General features: G+C 68.9%; 23 protein-coding genes. 17 read left to right on the forward strand and 6 right to left on the reverse strand.

Annotated features, from left to right (window positions below; genetic code table 11):
* Positions 1-51 precede the first annotated feature (51 nt).
* The 5 genes from ACFU95_RS14510 to ACFU95_RS14530 form a co-directional block, all read right to left on the reverse strand.
* On the reverse strand, positions 52-2991 hold the full coding sequence (locus ACFU95_RS14510; RefSeq protein WP_383826823.1) for a type I restriction endonuclease subunit R: 2940 nt from the start codon (positions 2989-2991) through the stop codon (positions 52-54).
* Positions 2988-4169, reverse strand: a complete 1182-nt coding sequence (locus ACFU95_RS14515) for a restriction endonuclease subunit S (protein WP_383826825.1) — start codon at positions 4167-4169, stop codon at positions 2988-2990. The genes ACFU95_RS14510 and ACFU95_RS14515 overlap by 4 nt, the downstream gene beginning before the upstream one ends.
* Positions 4166-5674, reverse strand: a complete 1509-nt coding sequence (locus ACFU95_RS14520) for an N-6 DNA methylase (RefSeq protein ID WP_383826828.1) — start codon at positions 5672-5674, stop codon at positions 4166-4168. Before ACFU95_RS14520 ends, ACFU95_RS14515 begins: the two co-directional genes overlap by 4 nt.
* Positions 5671-7164: an N-6 DNA methylase gene (locus ACFU95_RS14525; protein WP_383826831.1), complete on the reverse strand. Its 1494-nt coding sequence runs from the start codon at positions 7162-7164 to the stop codon at positions 5671-5673. The genes ACFU95_RS14520 and ACFU95_RS14525 overlap by 4 nt, the downstream gene beginning before the upstream one ends.
* 419 nt (positions 7165-7583) lie before the next feature.
* The gene (locus ACFU95_RS14530; protein ID WP_383826834.1) at positions 7584-8330 is read right to left on the reverse strand and encodes a DNA-methyltransferase; all 747 of its coding nucleotides are present in this window, start codon (positions 8328-8330) and stop codon (positions 7584-7586) included.
* 578 nt (positions 8331-8908) lie between these two features.
* Here ACFU95_RS14530 and ACFU95_RS14535 point away from each other — a divergent pair.
* From ACFU95_RS14535 to ACFU95_RS14585, 11 genes are all read left to right on the forward strand, one after another.
* The gene (locus ACFU95_RS14535; protein WP_383826836.1) at positions 8909-10051 is read left to right on the forward strand and encodes a C40 family peptidase; all 1143 of its coding nucleotides are present in this window, start codon (positions 8909-8911) and stop codon (positions 10049-10051) included.
* 97 nt (positions 10052-10148) lie between these two features.
* Positions 10149-10457, forward strand: coding sequence for a DUF6112 family protein (locus ACFU95_RS14540; RefSeq protein ID WP_383826839.1), 309 nt, complete (start codon positions 10149-10151; stop codon positions 10455-10457).
* A complete protein-coding gene (locus ACFU95_RS14545; protein ID WP_383826841.1) occupies positions 10457-11140 on the forward strand; it encodes a hypothetical protein in 684 nt (227 codons plus the stop codon). Before ACFU95_RS14540 ends, ACFU95_RS14545 begins: the two co-directional genes overlap by 1 nt.
* A gap of 27 nt (positions 11141-11167) precedes the next feature.
* Positions 11168-12559 (forward strand): ATP-binding protein, encoded by a 1392-nt coding sequence (locus ACFU95_RS14550; RefSeq protein ID WP_383826844.1) that lies wholly within the window; start codon positions 11168-11170, stop codon positions 12557-12559.
* Between the two features lie 142 nt (positions 12560-12701).
* Positions 12702-14174 carry an SCO6880 family protein gene (locus ACFU95_RS14555; protein WP_383826847.1) on the forward strand — a complete coding sequence of 491 codons (1473 nt, stop codon included), beginning with the start codon at positions 12702-12704 and terminating at the stop codon, positions 14172-14174.
* Positions 14175-14208: 34 nt separating this feature from the next.
* The gene (locus ACFU95_RS14560; protein ID WP_383826850.1) at positions 14209-14661 is read left to right on the forward strand and encodes a DUF6238 family protein; all 453 of its coding nucleotides are present in this window, start codon (positions 14209-14211) and stop codon (positions 14659-14661) included.
* A gap of 26 nt (positions 14662-14687) precedes the next feature.
* Entirely contained in the window at positions 14688-16259 is a 1572-nt protein-coding gene (locus ACFU95_RS14565; RefSeq protein ID WP_383826853.1) for an ATP-binding protein, read from the forward strand.
* Positions 16256-16777 (forward strand): hypothetical protein, encoded by a 522-nt coding sequence (locus tag ACFU95_RS14570; RefSeq protein WP_383826855.1) that lies wholly within the window; start codon positions 16256-16258, stop codon positions 16775-16777. Before ACFU95_RS14565 ends, ACFU95_RS14570 begins: the two co-directional genes overlap by 4 nt.
* Positions 16778-16806: 29 nt before the next feature.
* Positions 16807-17505 carry a hypothetical protein gene (locus ACFU95_RS14575; RefSeq protein WP_383826857.1) on the forward strand — a complete coding sequence of 233 codons (699 nt, stop codon included), beginning with the start codon at positions 16807-16809 and terminating at the stop codon, positions 17503-17505.
* Between the two features lie 142 nt (positions 17506-17647).
* Positions 17648-18793 carry a hypothetical protein gene (locus tag ACFU95_RS14580; protein ID WP_383826860.1) on the forward strand — a complete coding sequence of 382 codons (1146 nt, stop codon included), beginning with the start codon at positions 17648-17650 and terminating at the stop codon, positions 18791-18793.
* A 108-nt stretch (positions 18794-18901) separates the two neighbouring features.
* Positions 18902-19675, forward strand: coding sequence for a hypothetical protein (locus ACFU95_RS14585; protein ID WP_383826862.1), 774 nt, complete (start codon positions 18902-18904; stop codon positions 19673-19675).
* Positions 19676-19761: 86 nt separating this feature from the next.
* Here the strand turns inward: ACFU95_RS14585 and ACFU95_RS14590 are convergent, their stop codons facing one another.
* Positions 19762-20631, reverse strand: a complete 870-nt coding sequence (locus ACFU95_RS14590; RefSeq protein ID WP_383826865.1) for a hypothetical protein — start codon at positions 20629-20631, stop codon at positions 19762-19764.
* An 852-nt stretch (positions 20632-21483) separates the two neighbouring features.
* Here ACFU95_RS14590 and ACFU95_RS14595 point away from each other — a divergent pair.
* From ACFU95_RS14595 to ACFU95_RS14620, 6 genes are all read left to right on the forward strand, one after another.
* Entirely contained in the window at positions 21484-22227 is a 744-nt protein-coding gene (locus ACFU95_RS14595; protein WP_383826867.1) for a hypothetical protein, read from the forward strand.
* Between the two features lie 168 nt (positions 22228-22395).
* Positions 22396-22803 (forward strand): hypothetical protein, encoded by a 408-nt coding sequence (locus ACFU95_RS14600; RefSeq protein ID WP_383826870.1) that lies wholly within the window; start codon positions 22396-22398, stop codon positions 22801-22803.
* The gene (locus tag ACFU95_RS14605; RefSeq protein ID WP_383826873.1) at positions 22758-23072 is read left to right on the forward strand and encodes a hypothetical protein; all 315 of its coding nucleotides are present in this window, start codon (positions 22758-22760) and stop codon (positions 23070-23072) included. The genes ACFU95_RS14600 and ACFU95_RS14605 overlap by 46 nt, the downstream gene beginning before the upstream one ends.
* Positions 23073-23188: 116 nt before the next feature.
* Positions 23189-24976 (forward strand): type IV secretory system conjugative DNA transfer family protein, encoded by a 1788-nt coding sequence (locus ACFU95_RS14610; RefSeq protein WP_383826876.1) that lies wholly within the window; start codon positions 23189-23191, stop codon positions 24974-24976.
* Complete coding sequence (locus ACFU95_RS14615; RefSeq protein WP_383826878.1) at positions 24973-25203, forward strand: hypothetical protein; 231 nt, start codon at positions 24973-24975, stop codon at positions 25201-25203. Before ACFU95_RS14610 ends, ACFU95_RS14615 begins: the two co-directional genes overlap by 4 nt.
* Positions 25200-26372: a DnaB-like helicase N-terminal domain-containing protein gene (locus ACFU95_RS14620; RefSeq protein WP_383826881.1), complete on the forward strand. Its 1173-nt coding sequence runs from the start codon at positions 25200-25202 to the stop codon at positions 26370-26372. The genes ACFU95_RS14615 and ACFU95_RS14620 overlap by 4 nt, the downstream gene beginning before the upstream one ends.
* Positions 26373-26404: the final 32 nt, after the last annotated feature.

Genomic DNA, 26404 nt, shown 5'->3' on the forward strand with positions numbered 1-26404 from the left:
GTGTCGGTCGCGAGCGAAAGCCCTCTTCCCTCCTACCAGCACAAGGAGCAGCTAGTAGTACTCCCGGATGTATCCCAGTGCCTTCCCGAAGACATCCTGGTCGCGAATCTTGAACTTGATGTAGAGCGCCTTGCGAAGCGCCTGTTGGACGAGGCGATCGCCTTCGTTGGTGTCCTGCCAGCCGTCAAAGCGGACGGTACGGACGACGGAGTCGACCTCGTCGACGACCTTCTCGGCGATGATCGGGGTCTCCTCGCCCTTGAGTGACTCGAAGAGGTCGGTCAAGGCGGCCTTTCCGCGCTCCTCGCGGGGCACCTCAGCGGCGGCTTTCTCCGCTGCGACTGTGTCTCGCGCCAGCGCGAAGAGCTCCTTCAGGAACTCCAGCGATGCCTGCTGGGAGTGGGCGTATTTCTCCCGCAGGGCATTCAACCGCTGGCCAAGTTCGATGAAGGCCGGGTTGCCGACATGCTTGGCGATGCGAGCGGTGATCCACTTCTCGACTTCGACCGGGTCGATGTCCTTGCGATTGCCGGTCATCAGGTCCTCGATAACCTGCGCATCGAGGACGATGGTCTCCAGGTCGGTGCGGGGGACCTCGACGGTGACGTGCTCGTTTATGAGCTCGAGGGTCTTCGCGCCCAGCGTGTGCCAGACCAGTCGGCCGGTGACGTCGGTGGGCTGTACGGACTGGTAGACGTCGGTCAACCAGCGGTAGTCCGACTCGTACTCGGACAGGATCGGGTCCGGGGAGAGGGTCTCCCACAGCTGGGCAACGACGCTGTACGCAGCCCCGAAGGCGTCGCGCGACTCGTCGGAGTCGATCGCGGTCTGCGCCTGGATCAGGCCCTCATAGCCGCCGACGGTGCGGTTGACGCCCGGGAAGAACGCCAGAGCAGCCTCGATCGCGGGGCCGAGTTGCTCGCGGAGTACAGCGATGTTGGAGATGACCTGCTGGACGGACTTGTCGTCGAACTCGAAGGCCTTGGCGACGTCGTCGAAGATGCCGAGGTAGTCCACTATCAGGCCGTGGGTCTTCGCGGGCGGGTAGACCCGATTGGTGCGGCAGATTGCCTGGAGCAGGGTGTGCTCGCGCAGGGGCTTGTCAACGTACTGGGCGTAGAGGATCGGGGCGTCGAAGCCGGTGAGCAGCTTCGCGGTCACAATGATGATCTTCAGCGGGTCGGCCGGGTCGTTGAAGCGGGCGGTGATCCGCTCCAGCTCCTCCCGGCCCGGCGTCCACTGCTTCCACGCTAGCTTGTCACCGCGACCGGCGGACATCACGATCGTGGACACGTCCGGACCGAGCAGGCCGTCAAGCTCTTTCTTGTACGCCACGCAGGTGGCCTTGTCGTAGACCACGACCTGCGCTTTAAAGCCCTGCGGCTCGACCTTGGTGGTGAAGTGCTCGACGATGTCGGCGGCGATCTTGCGGACCCGGTCGGGGGCCTTGATCAGCGCCTCCAGGGAGGCGGCCTTCTTCGACAGGGTGGTGCGGTCCTCCTCGGTGAGCCCGTGACGGTCGGCGAGCTCGGCGAAGGCGGCGACGATCGCCTCCTCGTCCAGGTGGATCTCCGAGAGGCGTGGCTCGAAGTGCAGCGGCAGGGTGGCGCCGTCGCGGATGGAGTCGGAGAAGGAGTAGCGCGAGAGATACCCGTGCTCGTCGGCCTCGGAGCCGAACCACATGAACGTGTTGCGGTCGCGCTTGTTGATCGGCGTCCCGGTCAGCCCGAACAGGAACGCGTTAGGCAGTGCCTCGCGCATCTTGCGGCCGTAGTCGCCCTCTTGGGAGCGGTGGGCCTCGTCGACCATCACGATGATGTTGTCGCGCGCGTCCAGCACCCCGGGTGCTTCGCCGAACTTGTGGATCGTGGTGATGATGATCTTCCGCGCCCCCGCGCCCAGGAGTTCCTGTAGCTCCCTGCGGGACTCGGTGGAGACCAGGTTCGGTACGTCGGAGGCGTTGAATGTCGCGGTGATCTGGGTGTCCAGGTCGATCCGGTCGACCACGATGATCACCGTCGGCGAGGTCAGCCCCGCCATCGCGCGCAGCTTCTGCGCGGTGAACACCATCAGCAGCGACTTCCCCGACCCCTGGAAGTGCCAGATCAGCCCCTGCTTGATCCGCCCGTGCAGCACCCGCTCCACGATCAGGTTGGTTGCCTGGAACTGCTGGAACCGCGCGATCATCTTGATCTTGCGGTGCTTCTTGTCGGTCGCGAACAGCGTGAAGAACCGCAGGAAGTCCAAGATCGCATCCGGATCCAGAACGCCTTCGACCGCCTCCTTGACCGCCGCGAGGCCTACCTTCACCGGCGTGTGGTCGTCACCGGACTCATCCGCCCGCCACGGCCCCCACAACTCCACCGGCATCCCGACCGACCCGTAGCGGAAGTCCTTGCCCTCGGTGGCGAAGTTGAGCACGTTCGGCACGAAGAACGCCGGTACGTTGGCCTCGTAGTCCTCCTTGACCTGCGCGGCCGCGTCGATCCAGGAGTACGCCGGCCGTACCGGCGACTTCGCCTCCCCCACGACCAGCGGGAAGCCGTTGCACCAGATCACCAGGTCGAAGCGCCGCTCCAGCCGTCCGACCCCGTAGGTCACCTCGGTGGAGACGATCCAGTTGTTCGTACTGTGCTCGCCGGGGTGGTCGAAGTCGATCAGTTTGATGGTCACATGCTGGCCATCGGGCCCGAACGGCCTCGACTTCTGCCCTGTGAGCCATGCCGCGAACTCCTCGTTCGCCACCACCGGATTCGGCGTGTTGCGCGCGGAGACCAGGATCGCCCGCAACTGGTAGATCACTTCATCAGCCAGACGCGGATCCGCCTCAATGGTCGGGTTGAGGCGGATTAACGCTTCCCGCACCTGCTGCTCCAGCATGACCTCATCGGTGCGCCGCGGCAGATGGCTCCCCGGCACGAACCGCACATCCACCGACTCCACCAGATCCCGGACGAAGTCGCGGACGGTGTTCGCCTCGTTGAAGGTCACTCGGCACCTCCGAAGATCTGGGCCAACACGGTGCCTCGTGAGGTATCCAGTGCGAGGAGATCGGACTGCGCCAACTCCGCCGCTTCATCGAATCGCGCAAGCCTGTCAAGGAACTTGTCCTGTTCCTCAGCGGTTGCCGTCGGGAACGCCAAGCGAGACAGCGACTGACGGTTGATCTTGACCATGCTTGTCGCACTCCCGGCGGCGTTTCTCCTCATGTGCTTGCGCCCATGGGGGCTCGCGATGACTGCCTCTGCAAATGCGGGCTGAACGTCGTCAACGAGATGCAGACGCATCATCGTGTCCGGGAACGAGACGTCTGACCGATCCTCCGTGAAAATGCAGGGGCGGCCGACGGCCTCGACTGTGTTCGCTCTCGAGATCAACAGGTCTCCCTGACTGAGTCTGGCCGCCCTCACCTCGGGACTGTCCGGAACGTTCTTCAGTTGGCCAGCGCGGTAGCCAAACTGGCCGATGGCTGCCAGCGACAGCACATAGTGGTCTGTCACCTCGTCGACAGGTGCAGCGGACCATCCGCTCTCGGGGGACCGAGCCCATACACGCTCGAACGGCACAGCTTCTCTGTCCACGAGACTGCCGATCGAAGTGCCCAGCCATGCGTACCTAGCACTGAGGCCTGCCGCTATCGCGCTCACGACCGAACGCCGGTGCCCCTCGATGGCCCAGAGGAGGTCGGCGAGGCGCTGCTGTTCGTCGAGGGGTGGGAGGTCGAACTCGTAGTTCGCCAGCTCTGTCCAGTTGATGTACGGGTTGACCGAACCGCGGGAGTTGGCAACCGCGTACGAGTGGAACACCTCAGCACTGAGGATGAACGGCAAGAACCGCTGGAGCAGGACAGACTCATCACGGCTCTCCAGCACGAAGGTCTTTTCTCCAGTGATGCCCTCAAACTCCGGGACGGCTGTCTTACGCAGGTAGGAGCGCCGTGAGACGTAGAGGACGTGGCCAGGCTTGAACCGCTTGTAAAACATCGGCCCGATCGGGTCGCGCCCGATGACGCCCCACTGGGTGATTGCGAGGTCGTTGCTAGGGATGTGCTCACCCGCGAGGAAGCGCTCGAGTCCAGACGTCTCGGCATCGACGCGATCGGTGACGTGCTTGGCAACGTCGCCGAGGGCGACGCGTTTCCAGGCGGACTTGTCCAGGTTGAGGCTCACTGAGACACCTCCTCGCCGAGCATGGCCAGGACTTTTTCGACCGCCCGGTCGGACTCCGCTGAGGCCGCACGCCACTTCCTCAGTGCGACATCGAGCGACTCACCAGCAGCGCTAGCGCTGCTGCCCGTCCCTGAGGTGACGTACGAGGAGATGGCCAGCGAGTACCTACGCTCGCGGACCTCATCAATGGTCGCCACGGCTGCGAAGCCGTCGACGGCCTCGAAAGCCTGGTAGGCATCGAGGATCCTCGTCTGGTTCGCTGCGCGGAGGAATGACTGCGCCCGCTCGCGCGCAACCTCCTTGCTCGCATCGATCAGCAGAATCCTGCCTCGCCTCTTGCGTGGCTTCTGCGTGCGCAGGATGACAACAGCTGCTGGCATCGGCGAGTTGTAGAACAACCCTTCGCCAAGCCCGAGCACGCATTCGACCATGTCGGATTCGACCAAGCCCTCCCGCACGACAACCTCATCGCGACGGAACAGCACACCGTGCGGCAGGAGGATCGCAGCACGGCCAGTCCTCGGATCGAGGCTCTTCGCGATGTGCTGCAGGAAGGCGTAGTCAGCCCGGTTCTGTGGCGGGACGCCCCACATGTTGCGGCCGTAGGGGTCCTTCATGAACGCGGCCCGGTTCCAGGTCTTGATGGAGTACGGCGGGTTGGCCAGGACGACGTCGAAGGTCTGCAGCCGGCCGTGGGTGTCGAGGAAGGCCGGCTTGGCGAGGATGTCGCCGTGGGCAATGTGGCCGTCTGCGATGCCGTGGAGGAAGAGGTTCATCTTGGCGATCGCCGAGGTGCCGTAGTTGAGCTCCTGGCCGTACAAGCGCAGGTTGCGCCACTCCTTGCCCTGGCGCTTGAGCTCGGCGACGGTGGAGATCAGCATGCCGCCGGTGCCGCAGGTGGGGTCGTAGACCGACTCCCCTGGCTGGGGTTCCAGCATCATGGTCATCAGGTGCACGAGGGTGCGGTTGGTGTAGAACTCCTGGGCAGTGTGGCCGGAGTCGTCGGCGAACTTCTTGATCAGGTACTCATAGCCCTGCCCGAGCTCGTCCTCGGGCAGGTTCGCCACCGACAGCGTCTTGGTCGAGAAGTGCTCGATCAGATCGGACAGGGTCGGGTCGGGGAGAAGGTCCTTGTTGGTCCACTCGCCGTCGCCGAAAACGCCGGTGAGGGTGTCGGGGTTGGCGGACTCGATGGCCCGCATCGCGGCCTTGAGTGCGGTGCCGATGTTGCTGGTGACCTTTCGCAGGTCGGCCCAGTGGGCGCCGTCGGGGATGGCGAAGCGGTGGTTCTCCGGGAGGTCGGCGAGCTCCTCGTCGCCGTACACCTCTAGGGCGGCGGCGTGTTCCTCGTCGTAGACGTCAGAGAGGCGCTTGAGGAAGACCAGGGGGAAGATGTACTGCTTGTAGTCGCCGGCATCGATCAGGCCGCGCAGCAGCACTGCGGCGCCCCACAGGTAGGACTCCAGTTCCCGCTGGGTGATCCGCTTCGGGCTCGTCGTGGTCATACGCCCAGCCCCCACTTCGCCAGCTCGGTCTCCAGCGCTGCGCGGGTCTCGCGGGTCTTCGCTTGCGCGGTCTCCAGGTCGGCCAAGGCCTGCTCCAGGGTAATCTGCTCGCCGACTTCGGCCGGCTCGACGTACAGCGGGATGTTCAGGTTCCAGCCGTTGGCCTTGATGTCGTCCAGGGTCGCGACCGCGGCCAGGCCAGGCTGGTCGGCGTACTGCTGATACGCCTCCAGGAGGGTCTCGGCGTGGTCGGGCTCGAGGGTGTTCTGGTTGCGGCCGCGCTTGAAGAGCAACTCTCCGTTGATGAAGAGCACCTTCTCCTGCTGCTCGACGGGGCGCTGGCGACGCAGGATCAGCACGCAGGCAGCCAGGCCGGCACCGTAGAACAGGTTGGGCGCCAAGCCGATGACGGCCTCCACGAAACCAGCTTTGAGGATGTGCTCGCGGATGCGGCCCTCGGCGTTCTGACGGAACAGTGCGCCCTGTGGGAGGACGACTGCGACCTTTCCTCCGGTAGGCGCGGCGGAGGTGAGCATGTGCTGGACCCAGGCCCAGTCGGCGTATCCCTTCGGCGGCACCCCGCCCAACTTATTGCGACCCCACGGATCGGAGGCCCACTGCTCGTGGCCCCAGTTCTTCAACGAGAACGGCGGGTTGGCGATCACGCAGTCGAACCGCGCCAACCGGCCGTGGTCGAAGTAGGCCGGGTCACGCAGCGTGTCGCCGCGCTCGACGTGGAAGTCCTCCATGCCGTGCAGCAGCAGGTTCATCCGGGCGATCGCGGAGGTGGTGAGCACCTTCTCCTGGCCGTACAGCTTGCCCAGCACGGTCTTCGGGTCACCGCCGCGGGCCTTGATGTGCTGGATGACCTCGATCAGCATGCCGCCGGTGCCACACGCCGGGTCGTAGACCGTCTCACCCTCCTGGGGATCGAGGATGTTGACCAGCAGCGCGACCACCTCGCGGGGCGTGTAGTACTCACCAGCCTTCTTGTTGGACTGGTCGGCGAACCGCTTGATCAAATACTCGTACGCCTGCCCCAGCACGTCAGGGGCGGCCAGGGAGATCGAAAGAATCTTGGTCGAGAAGTGCTCGATCAGGTCGATCAGCTTGCTATCCGGGAGCTTGTCCTTGTTAGTCCAGGTCGCGCCGCCGAAGATGCCGTACAGCGTGCCCTGGTTGGCTTGTTCGATCCCGCGGAACGCGGTCTTGAGCGCCTCACCGACGCTCTCGGTACGCTCGCGCACATCTGCCCAGTGGCATCCATCGGGGATGGTGAACCGGTGGTTCTCCTCGAACGCCGCATACGTGTGGTCGCCACCGGACTCGTCCAGCGCGCGGGCGTACTCCTCGTCGTACACATCGCTGATCCGCTTGAAGAACATCAACGGGAAGATGTACGCCTTAAAGTCCGCCTGATCGATGCTGCCCCGCAGCAGATCAGCCGCCTTCGCCAGATACGACTCCAGTTCCCCCAGCGTCAATGGCACGGGAAGCTCCTGCTCCCCAACACCAACCGCACTCGACCGCACTAGATCACTGCCCGCTTCCTCGGCTTGCTCGGCTCGCCGTCCTGGCGAGGACGTGTCGGAGTAGCGGGATCCACCAGGGCTGTACCAGATAAGTGCCTTCTGCGGAACCGCTGTCCCGAGCCCATAGCGTACCGACCCACCTGCGGGCGATCACCCAATCCTGTCATTCCAGCTTGTCGGCGGCCAACTCTGCATAAATGCGATTGGTCTCATCACGCAGTCCGTCGACGCGACTCGCTCGGCAAGGAAGGGCAGCAGCTTCTTGCGCTGCACGAGATGGCAAATACAGCGATGGCCAACCGGAGCATCAGTGGGTCCAATGCTCCGACCGACCATCGGCAAGCGCTCTGCCCAACCCGTTCTTCTGGATCTCATGCTCACGCCTCCGGTCCTGCCAGGACGAAGTCGTCCTGGGTCAGCTCCGCTCGGAGCCTTCGCTCAGCGACGTCGGCGTAATGCGAGGACAGCTCGGCCCCCACGAACTGCCGGCCCTCACGCAAGGCGGCGACGCCCGTGGAGCCGCTGCCCGTGAAGGGGTCGAGGACGGTGCCGCCTTCAGGGCAGATCTGGACGAGCTGCTGCATGATCTCGACGGGCTTCTGGGTGATGTGGACGCGGTCCTTGCGGGGCTGGGAGGCGATGAAGTGGCCGGGCAGGTAGAGGTCCCGGTTCTTGTCGAGGCTGCCCTTGACGCCCCAGATGATGAACTCGGCCGACTGCTTGAACCCGCCCTTGCGGGGCCGGCTGGCGGGCTTGATCCAGGGGATCGTGCCGCTCCAGGTCCAGCCCGCCATCTGCAGGGCGTCGGACGTGGTCGGCTCCTGACGCCAGTCGGAGAAGACCATGGCGACGGAGTGCTCGGTCGCGGCCCGGTACGCCTCGGTGAGCAGCGCGGTCAGCCAGCTTCGATAGCTCCGCTGGTCGCGGTTCTCGCCGGGGAAGTTCTGCAGGTCGTGCGCCGATCCGGCCGTGACGTACTTGGCGCGGGCGGTGCGGCCGGTGCGGTCCGAGCTGGTGCGTCCGCCGGAGTTGTACGGGGGATCGGTGATGACGGCATTGACGCTCTCGTCCGGGAGGGTCTTCAGCACGGTGAGGGCGTCGCCTCGGTGCAGCGTGTAGCTCATGTGCGGGGCCTCTTTCAGGGCACGACGGGACTGGGCCCGCTCCGGACGTCGGTCAACAGCGGCCGTTCGGAGCGGGATTGCGCCGGAGGTTAGCTGCGATTTCCGGCCGCACCTAACGAGCCTGTGCCGTGCTTCGGGCCTGGGTTCGGCGGTCGTTTGGTGCGGCCGGAATCCCGGTCTACTGTCTCGCCGTGTCACCGAGGCGGAGCCCAGCTCCACCCTCGCTGACCTGTGCTGATCCGTGTTGCCACGTCCAAGAACGTGAGCCGGAAGGCACGTTGATCCCCGTTCCCGAAGCCGTGAGGAGACCCGGTGCACCGCCTGAGATTACGAGCGCGGCTGGCTGCCGCGCATGACCTGAATCCGGCGTCCGGGAGCTACCAACTCCCCTGACCCGGGCCCGCCCTGAGAGGCGGATTCACATCGGCGCGGTGCCGGCGGCTTTGCACGAGAAGTCGGCACCGCGCCTCCTACGAACCGCGAGGAGCCGCTGCGATGCAGCACGCCCTGATACGCCCACGCCCTGACCCAACCCTGTTGCCCGGCCAGGCTGTCCGCCCCGGCGAACGGCGGCGGCGATGAAGAAGACCACCGGAGCAGTCGTCGGTCTCTTCGCCTCCGGTCCGCTTCTGCTGGCCGTTCCGATCCTCGCCATCGGGGCCGGGACTGCTTCGGCCTCCTGCTCGACCAGCGGTCCACAGGCTGTGGATACCTCGGCCGTTGCCGCTCAGGTGAAGGCGATCCTGGACGACGGCAAGGGCACGGTCTCCGTGTCGGGCCTGGACGACCCGGCCGAGCAGATCCCCAACGCCAAGACCATCCAGGCCACCGGCGTCGCGATGAACATCCCGGCCCGGGGTCAGATCGTGGCCCTGGCGACCGCCCTGCAGGAAAGCGGCCTGCGCAACCTCACCTATGGCGACCGCGATTCACTGGGCTTGTTCCAGCAGCGGCCGTCGCAGGGCTGGGGCACCGCGAACGAGATCCTCGACCCTGTGCACGCCTCGACGATGTTCTACGAGGCGCTGGAGAAGGTCTCGGGCTGGCAGTCCCTGTCCGTCACCGAGGCCGCCCAGGCGGTGCAGAAGTCTGGCTTCCCCGAGGCTTACGCGAAGTGGGAGCCCCTGGCCACCGCCTTGCAGCAGGCGATCGAGCCGTTGCTGTCGAAGGCCGGCGGCACCTCGCCGAGCCCCGCGCCATCCGGCTCGGACAGCACGGCCAGCGCTCCGCCGAGTACCGCGGGCGGCTGTACGGCCGAGGGGGACGGCACCGACTTCGGAACCATCCGGCCCGGCGCGGTGCCGGCCGGATACAAGATCCCGGCAGACGCTCCGCCCAAGGTCCAGACGGCGATCCGATGGGCGCTCGGCCAACTCGACACCCCGTACCAGTGGGGCGGGAGCTGCACCGACTCCCACGGGCCCGAACCCATGGGCCGCTGCGACTGCTCCTCCCTGATGCAGCAGTCGTACAAGGCCGCCGGGGTCGCCCTCACTCGGACGACGTACACGCAGGTCAAGGAGGGCAAGCCGGTATCGGTCGACGCCCTCCAGCCCGGTGACCTCGTCTTCACCGAGGGGACTGCCGAAGTCCCGGAACACGTCGGGATGGTCGTCGGCCAGGGCTTGATCGTGCACGCCCCGCACACCGGCGACGTGGTCCGCCTCGCGACCCTCGCGTCCTGGAAGCCGCAGATTCTCGCGGCCCGCCGAGTCGTCTGACCGGCGCTTCTCTCCCTCTCTCCTTCTCTCCTTCCTGCACTGGCGCTTCGCCCCCTCGGGCTTTGGCGTGCGCTAAATCGAACTGGAGTTCACAATCATGTACCTCGCCGACAAGGTCGTCCAGCTCGCCTACAACCCCGGGATCAAGCCGAACGAGGGCGGGCTGCCGGGCCTGGCGGTCCTCAAGCAGGTGATGGGCTCGATCAACCTCTTCGGGATCATCGCCGTGGTCGGCGCGCTCGCCGTCAGTGCGGGCGTGTGGGCCTGGGGCCACCACTCCGGCGGCCATCAGGCCGAGGCCAACGGCAAGAAGGGCGTGCTGGTCAGCTCTGGCGCGGCCCTCCTGCTGGGTGCCGCGAACGGTGTGGTGGCGTTCTTCAGCACGCTGGGGACGCAGGTCCACTGATGTCTTCCCGCTCCACGAACCCCGGCGGCGCTTCTCGCGTGCGCCGCCGGGCGCTGCTCGGCACCGCTGTTCTGGTGGTGCTCGTCGCCCTCGCCGGCCTGGCCGCCTACCTCACCCGTGACGGCAGGACTTCCCCCAAGGCTCCTGGACCGCAGGTGAGTTCGGTTTCCCCCTCCTCCCCGACCGCTTCTGCCTCGTCACCACCGCACGGGAGCCGCAGCGCCCTGCCCGTTCCCCCATCCACGCACGATCCGATCAAGTTCGGTAAGGCGGCAGCCGCAGCGCTGTGGTCCTACGACACCCGCGCGTACTCCCAGCATGAGCTGCTGGCTGCCCTGCACGGGTGGCTGACCATCGAGAGGAAGTACGCCGACACCGCCTCGGTCGACGCGCTCGTCCCCTCGCGCGTGCTGTGGAAGGAGATGGCCGCCAACGGCCAGTTCGCCACCGCCACCGTGAACGAGGCGCACTTCCCTGACTCGTTCACCCAGGCCCTGCAGGCGGACCCCGGGGCGATCACCACCGCGTACGTCTACGCCGTGACGGTTTCCGGCAAGCAGTCGATCGCCTGGAACGGCTCGCCGCACGGGGGCGCGGAGAACCGCGTCACCACGCTCGCGGTCCAGTGCCGCCCCTCCCAGCCCTGCGCCCTGGCCGGTGTCCTGTCGGCCGTCGCGCCCTGACCCCCACCCCAGAAAGGAGATATCGCCATGGGAGTCTGCGACTTTCCGCTGATGGACAAGGTTTGCGGCGCCGTCGACTTCGTCACCAACCCGGGCGGGACCGTCACCGACGGCCTCGGGGCGTGGATCGCGAAGTCAGCGGGTGAGCTGGCCGCCAGCGCGGCTGACCTCGCCGCCAGGGCCGTCAACGCAACCACCGCCATCGATCTCAACGCCGGTTGGTTCCGGGACAACTACGAGCTGCTGTTGCCCATCGGTCTCGCCTTGACCGTCGGCACGTTCTGCATCCAGTTGATGTTCGCGGCCTGGCGACGGGACGAACGCGCCCTCGCTCAAGCCGCGATCGGCACGATGACCGGCGTTCTCTTCTCCTTCTGCGCCGTCGCCTTCACCTCCGTGGCCATCACGGTGGTCGACGCCCTGTCCGACGGCCTGTTCCAAGCAGCCAACAGCTCAGTCGACGACGCGATCCGCCGCGTCATCAAGGTCAACCAGTTGGGGCCGATGTACGGCCTCGGCTGGACAGTCCCAGCCCTGGTCGCCCTCGGCTGCGCGATCGGCGCGTTCATGTACTGGGGCGTGATGGTCGCCCGCAAGGTCGGCGTCCTGATCATGGTCGCTCTCGCGGTCTTCGCCGGAGCCGGTGGCGGCTGGGAGGTTGCCAAACGGTGGCGCCGCGGGTGGATCGAGGCCACCGCCACCCTGGTCGTCTCGAAACTGCTGATGACGGTGGTCTTCCTGATCGGCGTCTCGGCGATGGGCAAGTCCGACGCCACGGACGGCATGGCCGCCCTGTCCGACGCGATGGCCGGCATCGTCGTGATGGTCCTGGTCCTGCTCTGCCCGTACGCCACCTACAAGTTCGTCCACTGGGCGAGTGACGGCGGCGGACGCGACGACCTGCACCGTACCGGCGTCGCCGGCATGGCGGTCGCTGCTGGGGCCGCGAAGACCGCGGGCAGCCTCGCGATGCAGGCCAGCACGGGCATGCGTGCTCCGCAGGGGCCGAGCCGGGTCCCCGGCGCGGGCAGCGACGGTGTCGCCTCCGGCATCGACCCCGCCGGCGGCAACCTGAGCAAGGAGGGCATCGACGCCGGACCCCCGAAGCCGCAGACCCGCTTCCGGTACGGCGAGGACCCGAACGCCTCCGGCGACAAGGGCCGCGCCCTGATTCAGCGCCCCGGCATCCCTGCGCTGATCACACGCCCTGCTGACACCGAAGCAGGAGGCTCCGAGGGCGCTCCCTCCGCCGCCCAGCCCGCTGGCGCGTCGATTCCGGGCAGCAGCTTGACCCGCGCAGGTGCCGCGCCGCCCAGCGGTCCCGCCGCACCGCCGCCGCTCTCCACCGGTCCGTCGGCGACCGGCTCCCCGACTCCGACGAGCTGGGTCTACCCCAACCAGCCGCCGTCCGGGTCCTGACCCACCACCACCCAGGGGGCGGGCTGCGTCCCTCCAGCCCGCCCTCTTCCCCCGCCTACCCGAGGCGGAGTCCTGAGATGACCTCCAGAAGAGCGCCGCGACTTCCGCCCCTTCCTGTTCGCTCCCACTGTCTGGAACCGCCATGTCTGACAACCCCCAGGCCGAAGCCACCACGGCCACCGTGAAATTCCCGCACCGCAGCAGGCGCGGCATCCTGCTCGGCCTGACCGCCCCACAACTGATCGTCGTGAGCCTCACCGGCCTCCTCCTGCTCGCCGTGATCCTCGCCCGTGGCGTGGTCGGCGCTCTCGAACTCATCCCGCTGTGGGCCGCCATCGCCCTCCTCGTCTTCGTCCGCCACCGAGGCCGGGCCCTGGCCGACTGGGCTCCGATCGTTACCCGGTACGTGCTCCGCCGGATGCGGGGCCAGTTGATCTGGCTGTGCCGGCCCTCGCGCCGCCCGGTCCGCGAAGGACTCCTCCACCTGCCCGGTACCGCCGCCAGCCTGCGCGTGGTCACCGCACCCGACCGCCGGTACGGCGCGGTCCACAACCCCCACACCGGCACGTTGACCGCCGTCGTCAAGGTGTCCTCCCGCGCCTACGCGCTGCTCGACCCGGGCACCCAGAACGCCAACGTCAACGGCTGGGGACGCACGCTCGCCGCACTGGCTCGCACCGGTCAGGTCGCCCGGATCCAGGTGATCGAGCGCACCGTGCCGGACTCCGGCGACGCCCTTCGCCGGTACTGGGAGGAGCACGGCCAGCCCGACGCCCCGGTGGCCGGCGCGATCTACAGCGAGCTGATCCAGAGCGCGGGCCCGGCTGCGGCTCCGCACGAGGCGTACGTCGCGGTCTCGCTGGACGCCAAGGCCGCGCGACGCCTGATCAACCAGGCCGGTGGCGGTCTGACCGGGTCCTTCAGCGTCCTGGCGCAGTTGACCTCGACCTTCGACCAGGCCGCGCGCACCGCCGGGCTCAATCCCGCCAGCTGGCTCACCGCCCACGAGATCGCGGCCGTCGTGCGAACGGCATACGACCCCAAGGCCCTTGCTGCACTGGACCGTTGGTCCTCCTCCGGGCGTCCCGAGGCTGACCCCGCCGCTGCCGGACCGGTCGTGGTCGTCGAGAAGTCGGACCACATCGCGACCGACTCCGCCGTCCACTGCACGTACTGGGTGGAGAACTGGCCCCGCACCGAGACGTCGGCGGGCTTCCTGCACCAGCTGCTGTTCACCGCCGGGGTGCGGCGGACCCTGTCGCTGTCGTACGAGCCGAAGGGGCTGGACGCCGCACTGCGCGATGTCCAGCGCAAGAAGGCCACTGTGATCGCGGACGCCGCCGAGCGAGCGCGGCGCGGCCAGGTCGACTCCGAAGCGGACTCCATCGAGTACCAGGACATCAAGTCCCGTGAGCGCCAGCTCATCGCGGGCCACGCGGATGTCGCCCTGACCGGCCTGCTGACCGTCTCGGCCGACTCCGAGGAGGAGCTTCGTTCCGCCTGCGCGGTCGTGGAGACCGCGGCGGTCGGCGCCCAGCTCGACCTTAGGCCGCTCACCTGGCAGCAGGCCGAAGCATTCACCGCCGCCGCCATGCCGCTCGCCCTCGCCGCCTGATGCCGGCCCTCCTCCCTTCCGAAAGAGCACCCCCATGTCCCGCACCGCCAGCCCGACCGCGCAGGACTTCGTGCCCTTCGCCACCGCCGCGCTCGACTTCCACCGCGCGCTCAACGTGCCAGGCGGTCCTCTCGTCACCACCCGCGCCGAGCTGGACGCCCTGCACGCCCACCTCGTCTCGCTGTACGGCCTGCTCGACGCCCACGCCGCCCGCACAGGCCAGCTCGTGCCGATCGAGGGCGACCAGCTCAGCGCCGCCCGCACCCGGATCTGGCAGGCCGCCGACCACGTCCACGCCGCCTACCACGCGGCCCCTCGGCCGGACTCCGGCGAGGTCCCCGACCGCGAGGCGTGCCAGGCCGGCCTGCCAGAAGGCGCACCGGAGCTGACCATCTGCCAGCGCCACCAACTCACTGCGCACCTGGTCCGCCGCCGCACTACCCCGGCCGACCTCCACGCACCGTTCACCGGCCTCGTCCGCCACTGACACTGCCCCCGTCTGGAGAAACGTTCATGCCCCGCACCCGCGCCAGCGCCTCCCACCTGTTTGTCCCCCGCAAGGCATCGCGCACCGAGCAGCGCGCCGCCCGCGCCGGTTTCGCTGAGGCACGCCGCCAGGCCCGCCTCGCCGGAGCCCCGCCCAAGCGCCGCGACGAGGAGACCTTCGACCCGGAGCTGCGGCCGACCTATCCGCCGTCCGGACGCCCCGGCTCCTCCTCGGCACGCGGCGGCAAGCTCAGCCTGCCCGCCCACCGGATGACCACCGCCACCGTGTCCGGGGCCTACCCGTTCCTCGCCGAGGGCGGCCTGGGCGCGGAGGGCATCTTCATCGGCCGCGATGTCCACGCGGAGGCGGCGTTCTGCTACGACCCGTTCTCGCTGTACAGCAGCGGCCGGATCGAGGGCTTCACCAACCCCAACGCGGTCCTGGCCGGGATCATCGGCATGGGCAAGTCCGCGCTGGCCAAGTCCATCGCGACCCGGGCCATTGCCCACGGCTACCGGGTCTACGTGCCCTGCGACCCCAAGGGCGAGTGGACGGCCGTCGCGCAGGCTCTCGGCGGCTACAGCATCGCGCTGGGCCCGGGGCTTCCGGGCAGGTTGAACCCCCTGGATGCTCCGGCCCGGCCCGCCGCGGTGAGCGAGGACGACTGGTCGACCGAGGTCCGCAAGCGCCGTCTCCTGCTCCTGGCCGGCCTCGCGCGCACCGTGCTGAAGCGCGACCTCCAGCCGATGGAGCACACGGCCCTGGATCTCGCGCTGGACCTGGTCGTCACCGAGGCCGAGGCCGGGGGCACCGTGCCTCTGCTGGGCGAGATCGCGCACACCCTCGGCTCACCCGAGCGCCTCGACCGGGCCCTCGGCAACCAGGCCGGTCACATGGGGCCCGCCGCACAAGACCTCGCGCATGCCCTGCGCCGTCTGGTGCACGGCGACTTGAGCGGCATGTTCGACGCGCCCTCGACCGTGGCCTTCGACCCGACCACCCCGATGCTGTCCATCGACCTCTCCCGCCTGGGCGGCTCGGGCGACGACACCGCGCTGGTCCTCGCGATGACCTGCGCGAGCGCCTGGATGGAGTCCGCGCTCGCCGACCCGGACGGCGGCCGACGCTGGGTGATCTACGACGAGGCATGGCGCGTGATGAGGCACGTCGGCCTGCTGGAGCGCATGCAGAGCCAGTGGAAGCTCAGCCGAGGGCTCGGCATCGCCAACCTGATGGTCATCCACCGCCTCAGCGATCTACTGAGCGCGGGCGACGCCGGCTCGCGCGGCCGGGTGCTGGCCGAGGGCCTCCTCGCCGACTGCAGCACCCGCATCATCTACCGCCAGGAGCCCGACCAGCTCGCCGCCGCCGCGTCGCTGCTCGGCCTGACCGGTGTCGAAACCCAGGCCGTGTCCGCCCTGACCAAAGGCCGGGGCCTGTGGAAAGTCGCAGGTCGGAGCTTCATCACCCAGCACATCCTGCATCCGGCCGAGCGCGAGCTGTTCAACACAGACGCCCGGATGCATGCAAAAAGCGCCGAGTTCACCGCAACTGACGCTTCATCAGTTCCTACGCTGCGCAAGGAGGCGCGGCCGTGAGCACGCGTGGGGTCGTGGGTTCCCGGTCTGGGCTCGTTCCCGGTCTCCGGTTCGGCGTGGGTGAGAGCGCCTCCCCACCCCAGCGCCACCCAACGACCGGCCCGGCCGCGAGTCCGGACAGCGTCGCACCGGCCACTGACTGGAACGACCGCCTCGCCACAGCCCGAACCGAGGAGTTCACCGACCGGTTCCACGAGGCCGTTACGGAGGACTTCGGCGCGGTGGCCCGCCTGCATCAGATGCTCGAAACCGCCTCCGAGTGGTGTCGCACCCACGGTGCCCGAAACAGCGCGTCCGAGTTGGACGCCATCGCCTCCCGGCTGACCGACCTCGGCGAGGAGCTGCATCTCGTCGCGGAGAACGTCGACCACGAGATCCGCTCCCGGTCGCACCGAGCCGCAGCAGCGGCCCGCCTCTCGCCGGCGGCGTCGGCCCGGGGAACTTCCCCCGGCCAGCAGAGCGACGCTCCGGCTCCGGTCCCACCATCCGTCACACGCTCGCAGCCCCGTTCGCGGTGAGGCACCCCGTACAGAAACGAGTAACGACCATGCCTGCCTCTCCCGACTCCTCCGCCACCCCTGACTGCCAGCCGCAAGATGCCGACGAGCCGGCGGCATGGCGGGCGCGCGTCCAGGCCCTGGCCTCCGCCGCCGACGGCATCAGGCAGGCTTCGGCCCAGTGGGACGCGGTCTCCGACTCGTACTGCGACAAGGACGGCTGGCCCGTCGACGAAACCGGCTACGCCGACGGCAAGGTGACCCGGGACGCCGCCGCCTGGGAACACATCGAGACCTTCCTGACCCACGGCCCCGAAGTCCTCGCCAGTGTCCGGGCCGCCGCGCAACCGGCCGACTACCTTGACGGCCCGATCAGCGCCGACCTGCTGCGCCTGCGGGGAATCGACTCCGTACTGGCGCGAGCAGGCGAGATCCGCCGCGAGTGGGATCAGGTCATCGCGCTCATGGAGGGGTCCATGCCCGGGTCGCGTGAGCTCTACGAGGAACGAGCCCGCGAGATCCGCAACTCCGAAGGCTGGCACTACGCCGACGAACTCAGCTACAGCGGAGCGGCATTGGCCAGGGCTGCCGATCACCTGACCGACCGGATCGGCGTCGACCAGTCTGCGCACACCGGGCGTGTCCAGGTGGCCCTGGCCCGATCCGCCTCCGGCCAGCGCGGTGCCTCGCCCACTTCGCCGCCCGCCTCGGCGGCGTCCGACCCCCCTGCCGCGCGCCGTTCGCGCTGACGCCTCTAGCACCGACTTCCGGCGAGGCCAAACCGTCCGATCGCCGGATCCTCAACGAACGCCACTACCCCTACCGGCCCCGCCCGGCTGCGGCTTCCCGCCGCCGTCGACCGCTGGGGACGGCTGGCACGGAGAAGCCCACATGCGCCCCGATCAGACCCTGGTCACCCTCCAACGCGAGGGCACACGCATCACGGCGCGCACCAGCGAACCCTTCATCCAGGAAGCCGCCGCTGGCACGTCGGAGCATGACCACCCGTACAGCCACCTGACCAGGCCGCTTCGGCGGCGCGGCCTGGCCTGCACCGTCGAGTACGGCCTCAGTGACTACATCGTCCACGCCGAACTTCCCGACGGCAGCTCGCTGATCATCTCTCCGCCCCAGGAGCCGCCCACCGACCACCCGCCGGGGTATCCGGAGAGCTGGTTGGCGACCCGCGGGCATCCTGACGACTCCACACTCCACGAAGTGATCTACGACTCGGAGGCCGACGGTCCCCACGCCCGGTACGGCGGCAGCGTCCCGCGCCTGCTCGCCGCCATCGACACGCGCCTGGATCAGCTCGGCCTGCCGCCCCGACCGGAACCGCGGCGACCTGCCCAGGAGAGCGCTGCCGACGCGGTTCTCCACCGTGCGGGCTTCGTCCCCGTCGTGCTGTTCCGCGAGCGCTTCCACCGACTGCCCTCCGCCATGACCGAACTGGTCGAGCAGCGACAGATGGTGACCCGAGCCTTCGACATGCTGCAGGCCGATGGCTTCGGCGTCTCGTGCGATCCCGACCTGCTCGACCCCAGCCTGCCACCCCCTGGCGATCACAGGCTCAGCCTCGGCGACCGGCTCGGCCACCTGACCCAATCCATCCAGTCGGCGGCACATACGAGCGAGGCCGTCGCCGCGCTGAGCGAGCTGACCGCTCCTGGTGACGGCGTGCTCCAGCGCGTCGTCGAGTCCCTCAACACAACGGCCGACTGGTGGGAGGGCCTGGGCGCACCCACCGATCCCCACTACGCGAACCGGCTTCGCTACATCACCAAGAAGCTCGACTCCTACGCGGTGGAGATTCGGTCCATGCGCGGTGACTTGGCCGACCGGCACACCAACCACCCCGACAGGGTCCAGGCCCGAGCGGACCAAGTCGCCCCGGAGGAACCGGCGGCGCCCCGAGTCGCCGCCGCTCTCGCGGTCTCGCCGACCGCACGGCGCACGACCCCAGCCGCGCTGCCGTCAGCTTCAGCCGTACGTCCCTCCCTGCCTCCCGCCCGCCCTTCGTCCGCACCCGGTCGCTGACCGCTGCCCAGCTTGGAGCCGCCATGTCCCGCACCAGCAGATCCAGTCCCCGCCCTCTACCGCCCCTCTACCGCCCCTCTCCCCCTGCCCGCACCGGATGGATCCGCCATGCCCACCCCAGAGCACGACCCGCTTCCCGACGTCGCAGTCGGCCGCCACCCCGACTTCGGCATCGTCGCCTCCAACCCCAAGCAACTGGCCGCAAGCACCTGGATGTTGAAGGGATTCGACTTCCACCCCGTCCCCGACCACCCCAACCTGTACGCGCTGGCCAACCAGGAGCGTGATGGGCAGGGCCGCGCCACCCGGGCCGTCGCGCTGCTGCGCAGGGCCGGCTACCGGGTCGACGTGGACGCCGCGTTCGACCCCTCGCCGGCCTCCGGACCAGCGCCCACCCGCGACCGGCCCCCGCGCGTTGATCCGGACGTCGCGTTCGCCGAGCATCCGCAGCTCGGCGTGATCGCCGCCACCGCCGACGGTTCCTCCGCTCTCGGCGGCCCGCTCATCCTGGAAGAGCACGGTTGGCGGCACAACCCGAACCTGGACATCTACACGCTGCCCATCACCACCGACCGCAGCGAGGCACTCGGCAAGGTCGCCACCGCCACGCTGGCGATGCACCGGTCCGACCTCCAAGTGGCCGTGCAGCCCCTCCTCGCCCAGGACATAGCCGCACGCCGCTCACCCGCGCCCACGACGGCAGCGCGCCACCAGCTCAGCCAGGGCTTCACCACTCACAAGTTCCCCATCAGCGCCGCCGCGCTCGCCGCCAGTCCCGCCCGCACCGGCCTGCCGGGTAAGGCGCCGGTTGCCGCGCCCGCCGCCTCCGGCCCGGCGGCCCGCCCGGTGGACCCGCGCATCGCGTTCTCCCGCAACCGCTGACCCAACTCCCGTAAGGAGCAGTTCCCATGGCCGTTATTGGTAACTGCGGCTAACAGGACCTGCGGAATGCCCTTGGGTGAGCAGACTCATCGGCCTCTGTAGACGTCTTCGTCCACCGGCGGTTCGTCGCTGAGGTAGTCGTAGGGGTCCTCGTCCAAGAGGTGCATGTCGTAGTCCAGGTCACCGAAGTGTCTGAGCAGCTTGGTCCCGACTTCGAGGTCACATGCCGCGCAGTGGAACGCGTAAGGGACCAGGTAGACACTGGCGTGGTCGCCGATGCCCTGAACGTTCACTTCGCCAGCTACCCACCCCTGAGAACCGCAGGCGGGGCACTCCGTTGGCACTTCCTTACTCATGGTGATCATCGGCTGGCTGGTGATTGCGGCCAGAACCACCTCACGCTCTTTGCGTGACATGTGTCCGAAGCGCTGTTCGAACACTGAGCGGGCCTTGACCAGTAGGGCTTCCGCCGCGACGCGTTCCTGTCGGACCTGCTCATCGACCAGCTTGCCGTGCAGAACCAGATAGGGGCCCCAGTAGCTCTTCGGATCAACTTTCAGCTCTTCGAGCACCGGGTCGGCCAAGCGCAGACAGACCGTGAACACTGCTTCGGCTTGCGAGGAGTCGTGTATCGCGCTGTGGGCAACTCCATTGCGGGCGTCCGCCAGGGGTTCAAGAGCCTTCCTGTCGATCGGGATCTTCCTGGGAAGGAGTTTGACCACTCGCTCATGGGCCTCAACGAGGCCGATGGTCTTGATCTTGGCCAGCGGGCCTGCGTGGGAGCCCAGGCCCGTGGCATGGAGCAACGAGTCGAAGTGCCGACCGTCGACAATCAGAGCTGGATGAATCCCGGCGAGGTATGCCTTGAGTAGGTGCTCCGTAGCGACACCGGCATGGTGAACGGCGAAGTCGTAGCTCTCGGGGCCCTCGACAAAGGCTGCCAGTGCGGCGTTCATCCATCTTTGGGACGAGCTTTTCAACTGCGCTGAATCCATGGCGAAACGATAGGACCGTTGGACCGTCAAGCGCTCGGGGTTTAGCCAGCGCCCGTTGTGCAGCTCAGCGAATCTTGCGGGTGGGTCCGGTCGTGAAGTTCTGTATTCGCGCGCTCGGCCTGAGCGGACTCGCCTACTACCAGGGCCTCGACGAGCCGCGGTGACCTCAGGCATCTATCACCCATCTCCGGCCGGGCCAAATCGCGGATTCCGCGGATCCTCTCTCCCCGACGGCCCGGCCACCCGGGCTCCCGTTCACCACTCCCCTTCGAGGTAGACGCCGTGATCGCCCACCTGCAGCGCGCCAGCCACACCGCCAGCCTGCTTGAGTACCTGTACGGGCCAGGCGAGCGCGGCAACCACACCAACCCCCCCTGATCGCAGGGGACGGCCACGGCGCCCCGATCGAGATGCTCGCCCAGCCCGACGCGCTGGCGTACCTGGCCCACGCCCTCGACGCACCCGTCGAGCGCCTCGGGGCCCGAGCTCCCGAGCGGCCGGTGTGGGTCTGCTCGGTCCGCTCCGATCCCCGGCACCCCGACCTGACCGACTCGCAGTGGCCGAGGTGGCCGGCCGGGTGGTGGCGGCCACCGGCATCGCCCCGGAGGGCGATCCGGACGCCTGCCGGTGGATCGCCGTGCGTAACCAGGCCCTCCTGGTGCACGTCGTGGCCACCCTCGCCCGCGAGGACGGCGGCATCCACCACACCTACCGCGACGCCTTCCACCTCCAGACCGAGTGCCACCGCATCGCCACCGAACTCGGCCACCTGCCCCGGCCCCACGCCCAACACCCCGCACCCAGGAGTCCCACGTGCCTGCCCCCTACATCACCATCAATACCGAGCCCAGCGGCAGCGTCTCGGCGAAGGGCGCCAGCGACGACCTGTCCGCCACGCTCCTCAAGCACGCCGGTTTCCAGCAGATCGAGGACTGGTACGGCCGCCGCCACCGCCTGCCGACCACCACCCCGCAGGCCAACCGCGCCGCCACCGCCACCCACGCAGCCGAGATGCTCCGCGCCGCCCGCTACAGCGTCGACCTGGACCCCGACCTCGACACCAGCCGGTCGTCCACCCCGGCCAACCCTCTCGGGCTCTACACCGCCGGAGCCGAAGTCCTGCGGCTGACCGACCAGATCAGGGCCGCCGAGAACGGTGCCGGCCTTGCGCAGGCCGTCGATCACCTCCTTCATCCCGAGCACGGCGTCCTGGAACGCGTCCGGGAAGCGCTGGAGACGGCAAGCGAGCAGATAACCGACCTCGACGACGAAGCGTATGCGCTCGCCGACCGGTTCGGCTTCGCTGCGGAGTTCGTCAGCGCAGCGCAATCAGAACTCATCGGAGCCGGAAGCGAATTGCACCGTGCCGGCGACTCTCAGCAGGACCACGCCGAGGCGCAGACGCAGTCCCCCTCTCCGCCAGATGCCCGAAGCGCGGCTCTCGCCACGTCGCCCGCAGTGGACAGGGCCAAGGCGTCTTCGGCGCTCGGAACTCCGTCTCCGGGGGTCGGTACAGCCGTACGTCCGCCGCAGGTTTCCAGCCCACGGACCCGGTGATCCCGATGCCTTCCTCCCCTGCTCCCTCCGTCGGCCTGACCAGTCGTTGTCTCCATCCGCCATCAGATCGGCCAAGGTCCGAGGGTCATCCACCCGGGTGGGGAGCACGCACAGCACGCGCTCCCCACCTACCCGGCACCGATCCAACACCACGTCCGAGGAGGAACAGTGCCCGAGTTCTACCCGAGCATCGGCGAGGCCATCGGCGCCGCGATTCAGCACAACATCCGGCTTGCCCACGGCGGCGAGGCGTCCGGCTCCGACACTCCCCTGCAGGTCCGACACCTACCCCACCCGTCGGCCGACCCGTACTCCGTCCCCGGGATGATCGCCCGGCTCACCGAGACAGCAACTCCCCATGAGGTCGCCGGAATCATCGAGGAAGTCAACCGAGCCCTGGTCGGGGCCCTCCCGCAGCTGACCGAGCTTGTGGCCGCAGCAGCCGACTGGACCCGAGCCCGCCTGACCTTCGAGACCCGCACCACAACCCGACCTTCGAGACGTGGACACGGCTGGCCGCCGCCACCCGCATGCTGCGGGACGTCCAAGAGGAGCTGGCGGTCGCCGAGGACATGATCGCCGCGTGCCCTGCGGAACTCAGCGACCCCAAGTGCCGCGACGAGGTGCCTGCCTTGCGGACCAGGGAACTGCTCAGCGACGTCCTCGGCGACGACGCGGTCGCGGACACCGAACCGTCCGCCGCCCAAAACCCGGAAACGGACCGGCAGCGAGCCGCCCGCGCCTCCTCCCCGCACGCCGCCACCCAGCGGACCGCGCCCTCCGCCGTCGCGACGCCCGAACCACCTGCCAGCGCCCCACCGCCCCGGTCGCCGCGCACCCGATGACCTCGGCCTGACCTCAACCGCCGCCCCCTTCCCGGAACAGGAGCTGCCCCGATGACCAGCAGAAGAGCGTCGCGCGCCCCGCCTCGCCTTGTCCGCTCTCCCTCCTTGGATCCGCCATGCCCGCCCCGCGTACCAGCGCGCCCTCGACCACCACCGGCTCCGACGCGCTCCTCTACCTCCTGTTCGGCGTCCTCGGCGCCGCCATCACCTTCGGCTCCCTCGCCTGGCTGACCGGCAACCTCACCAACGCTCTCGTCGGCACCGGCCCCTGGGCGCCGTTCAAGGCCACCGACGCGCTGCTGCACCCCGACGTGCTGTGGCCGCACCTGAGCCCCACCGCCCTGCTGGTCGGCGCGCGACTCGTCCCCGGGCTGCTCTCCGTCTGCCTCACCGTCACCGGCCTGGTGTTGTGGCTGCGGCTGCGCGGCGGCGCGAAGAACGGCCTCGCCCGTAAGCAGGATCTCGCCCCGCTGCTGGACAAGGAGATCACCGCGAAGGCGAGGAGCCTGCGGCCGAGCCTGTCCGATCTCAAACAGAAAGAGGTCACTCCCGCCGACCGCGGGATCCTCCTCGGCACGCACGCCCCGGGCCGGGCCGAGGTCCGCGCCTCCTGGGAGGATGTGATCGTCGCGATCATGGCCCCGCGCTCCGGCAAGACGTCCGGGCTGGCGATCCCCGCGATCCTCGCTGCTCCCGGCCCGGTATTGCTGACCTCGAACAAGGCGGCGAACGACGCCTTCACCGCGACGGTGGACGCCCGCGCCAAGGTCGGCACGATCTGGACGCTCGACCCGCAGCAGATCGCCCACCACCCGCGCGAGATGTGGTGGGACATCCTGGCCGACGCCCGCGACCTGGCCGGGGCGAAACGTTTGGCGGGGCACTTCGTCGCCGCCAGCGTCGACGAATCCAACGGCGCCGACTTCTGGTCCACCGCCGCGAGCAACACGCTGGGCGCGCTCTTCCTGGCCGCCGCCAGCCACCGGCGCCCGATCACCGATGTCCTGGCCTGGCTCGCCTCCCCTGCTGACCGCACTCCGGTGGACCTGCTCACCGATGCCGGCCACGACGCGGTCGCCGCCCAGCTCCAGGGCACCGTCAGCGGGGCCACGGAGACGCGGGACGGCATCTATGAGACCGCGCGGCAGTACGCGAGCTGCCTGCTCGACCCGGACGTCGCCGCCTGGGTCACCCCTAACAAGCACCTTCCCGAGTTCAAGCCCTCCGCGTTCGCCACCAGCCGCGACACGTTGTACCTGCTCAGCAAGGACGGCGGCGGCTCGGCATCGGCGATCATCGCGGCAGCGGCCGATGCGGTGATGCGCGCGGCCGTGGTCGTCGCCGAGCGCTCCGGCGGGCGGCTCGACCCGCCTGCCCTGTGCGTCCTCGACGAGGCCGCCAACGTGTGCAAAATCTCCGATCTCCCTGACCTGTACAGCCACTTGGGCTCACGGGGCGTGATCCCGATGACGATCCTGCAGTCCTACCGGCAAGGCCAGCGGTGCTGGGGCGAGGCAGGCATGGACGCACTCTGGTCCGCCGCCACGATCAAGATCATCGGAAGTGGCATCGACGACGCCGACTTCGCCGACCGTCTGAGCCGTCAGGTCGGTGACCACGACGTGCAGACCACGTCGGTGTCGACCAGCGACAGCGGCAAGTCCACCTCGGTGAGCATGCGCACCGAGCGGATCCTGCCCCCCGACTCGATCCGCGCGCTCCCCAAGGGGAAGGCGCTGCTGCTCGCCACCGGCATCCGGGTGGCGATGCTCGACCTGCGGCCCTGGTACAAGGAGCCCGCCGCCAAGGTGGTCGGTCCGGCCTCGGCCCGCGCGACGAAGGCCATCACCGAGCGGGCCATCGCCAAGTCCCTGGGCCGCGACGACTTCGGGCTGTCGGCATGAGCACGTCCACACCGCGATCCGAGCGTCTCGTCCGCTCACCGGTCGTTCGGCGCGACGGTCAGTGGTGGCTGGTCAGTGGTGCCGGCTCGATTCTCGCCACCGACCCCACGTTCACCGGCAAACTGGACGGCTTCGCCGCCGCGATGGCCGCCGCCGACCGGGCGGTCGCCGACCTCCGCTCCCGGCAGGACGAGCCCCTGGCTCCCGGCTGCGGGGGCCAGCGATGAACCCGCTCCTGAGTGCCGAGCAGGCGGTGCTCGGCTCGGTGCTGCTCGACCCCGGCCAGCTCGCCCACCTCGACTGGCTCGCGCCGGATCACTTCTACCGGCCGATCCACCAAGCGCTGTTCGCCGCCCTGCGCAAGCTCCGGACCGAGGGGCACCCCGCCCTGGCGGCCAAGGAACCAGTGCCGCTGTCCTGGGTGACCGACGCGGTCGACGAGGCCAGCCACCACGTCCGGGGGCTGACCGCCGTATATCCCCACACCCTGATCTCGGCCTGCCCGCGCCCCGAGCACGCCCCGGTGTACGGCCGGATGGTGCTGGAGGGAGCGATCCACCGCACCGTGACCGAGCACGCGATCCGCCTCCACCAGGCAGCCCGCGCTGACGCCCTCCAGGGCGAAGTGGAGGGAGCGCTGCACCATGCGGACGTCTTTGCCGGGGTACTCGGCGACCTCGCACGCCGCTGGGGGTCCGAACCGAGCCCAGTCGCCCCGGCCACGCCGCCCTCCGCAGGACCCCCCGCGCCGCCGCCGGTACGGGCGGACCATGTCGCCGAGGACGAGCAGTTCCTGCTGGCGGTCCTGGTCGAGCGACCGAAGGCGATGGACGAGGTCGTCGGCTGGCTGCGACCAGGCGACTTCGCCGACCCCTCCCACGGCCAGCTCTACCGCTGCCTGGGCGCACTGCACCACCGCGGCGAGCCCATCGACCGGATCACCGTGCTGTGGGAAGCCCAGCGGCGCGGTCTGCTGGCCGACGGCACGCTGACCGCCGAACAGCTCACCGCCATCTGCGACGGCGTCGGCTCCGGCAGCGCCGAGTGGCTCGGCGAGCAGATCATGCGCTCCTCCGTCGCCCGTACGGCAGCCACCTCGGCCCGCGCTATCCGCGCCCTGGCTGAGAACGAGACCCTGGCCCCCGGGAGGCTCATCAGCCACGCCCTGCACGCGCTCGGGCCGCTCGACGAGGTGCGCGCCCGCTGGCAGACCGCGAACGGGCACCCCGTTCCGGCGCCGTCGCCTCCCGCGCCGCCGACCGAGGGGCCCCCGACGGCGCGGGTCCACGCCGCCCTCGCCCGCAGCACACCGCGACCGGCCGCACGGCCCTCGGAATGCCCAGGCACTGCCTCCACGCCATCAGCCTCGCGACCGCCCTCGCGCACCCACGGCTGAACCGTCCTCGCCCACCAACCCAGCCCATCCGA

Origin of the sequence: Streptomyces sp. NPDC057623 (assembly GCF_042800355.1) — a bacterium.
GTDB lineage: Bacteria > Actinomycetota > Actinomycetes > Streptomycetales > Streptomycetaceae > Streptomyces.

Coding starts and splice junctions, on each gene's coding strand:
- ACFU95_RS14520 (WP_383826828.1), bottom strand. CDS start 5,674: ATGACCACGACGAGCCCGAAGCGGATCACCCAGCGGGAACTGGAGTCC.
- ACFU95_RS14530 (WP_383826834.1), bottom strand. CDS start 8,330: ATGAGCTACACGCTGCACCGAGGCGACGCCCTCACCGTGCTGAAGACC.
- ACFU95_RS14535 (WP_383826836.1), top strand. CDS start 8,909: ATGAAGAAGACCACCGGAGCAGTCGTCGGTCTCTTCGCCTCCGGTCCG.
- ACFU95_RS14540 (WP_383826839.1), top strand. CDS start 10,149: ATGTACCTCGCCGACAAGGTCGTCCAGCTCGCCTACAACCCCGGGATC.
- ACFU95_RS14545 (WP_383826841.1), top strand. CDS start 10,457: ATGTCTTCCCGCTCCACGAACCCCGGCGGCGCTTCTCGCGTGCGCCGC.
- ACFU95_RS14550 (WP_383826844.1), top strand. CDS start 11,168: ATGGGAGTCTGCGACTTTCCGCTGATGGACAAGGTTTGCGGCGCCGTC.
- ACFU95_RS14555 (WP_383826847.1), top strand. CDS start 12,702: ATGTCTGACAACCCCCAGGCCGAAGCCACCACGGCCACCGTGAAATTC.
- ACFU95_RS14560 (WP_383826850.1), top strand. CDS start 14,209: ATGTCCCGCACCGCCAGCCCGACCGCGCAGGACTTCGTGCCCTTCGCC.
- ACFU95_RS14565 (WP_383826853.1), top strand. CDS start 14,688: ATGCCCCGCACCCGCGCCAGCGCCTCCCACCTGTTTGTCCCCCGCAAG.
- ACFU95_RS14575 (WP_383826857.1), top strand. CDS start 16,807: ATGCCTGCCTCTCCCGACTCCTCCGCCACCCCTGACTGCCAGCCGCAA.
- ACFU95_RS14580 (WP_383826860.1), top strand. CDS start 17,648: ATGCGCCCCGATCAGACCCTGGTCACCCTCCAACGCGAGGGCACACGC.
- ACFU95_RS14585 (WP_383826862.1), top strand. CDS start 18,902: ATGCCCACCCCAGAGCACGACCCGCTTCCCGACGTCGCAGTCGGCCGC.
- ACFU95_RS14590 (WP_383826865.1), bottom strand. CDS start 20,631: ATGAACGCCGCACTGGCAGCCTTTGTCGAGGGCCCCGAGAGCTACGAC.
- ACFU95_RS14605 (WP_383826873.1), top strand. CDS start 22,758: ATGCTGCGGGACGTCCAAGAGGAGCTGGCGGTCGCCGAGGACATGATC.
- ACFU95_RS14610 (WP_383826876.1), top strand. CDS start 23,189: ATGCCCGCCCCGCGTACCAGCGCGCCCTCGACCACCACCGGCTCCGAC.
- ACFU95_RS14615 (WP_383826878.1), top strand. CDS start 24,973: ATGAGCACGTCCACACCGCGATCCGAGCGTCTCGTCCGCTCACCGGTC.
- ACFU95_RS14620 (WP_383826881.1), top strand. CDS start 25,200: ATGAACCCGCTCCTGAGTGCCGAGCAGGCGGTGCTCGGCTCGGTGCTG.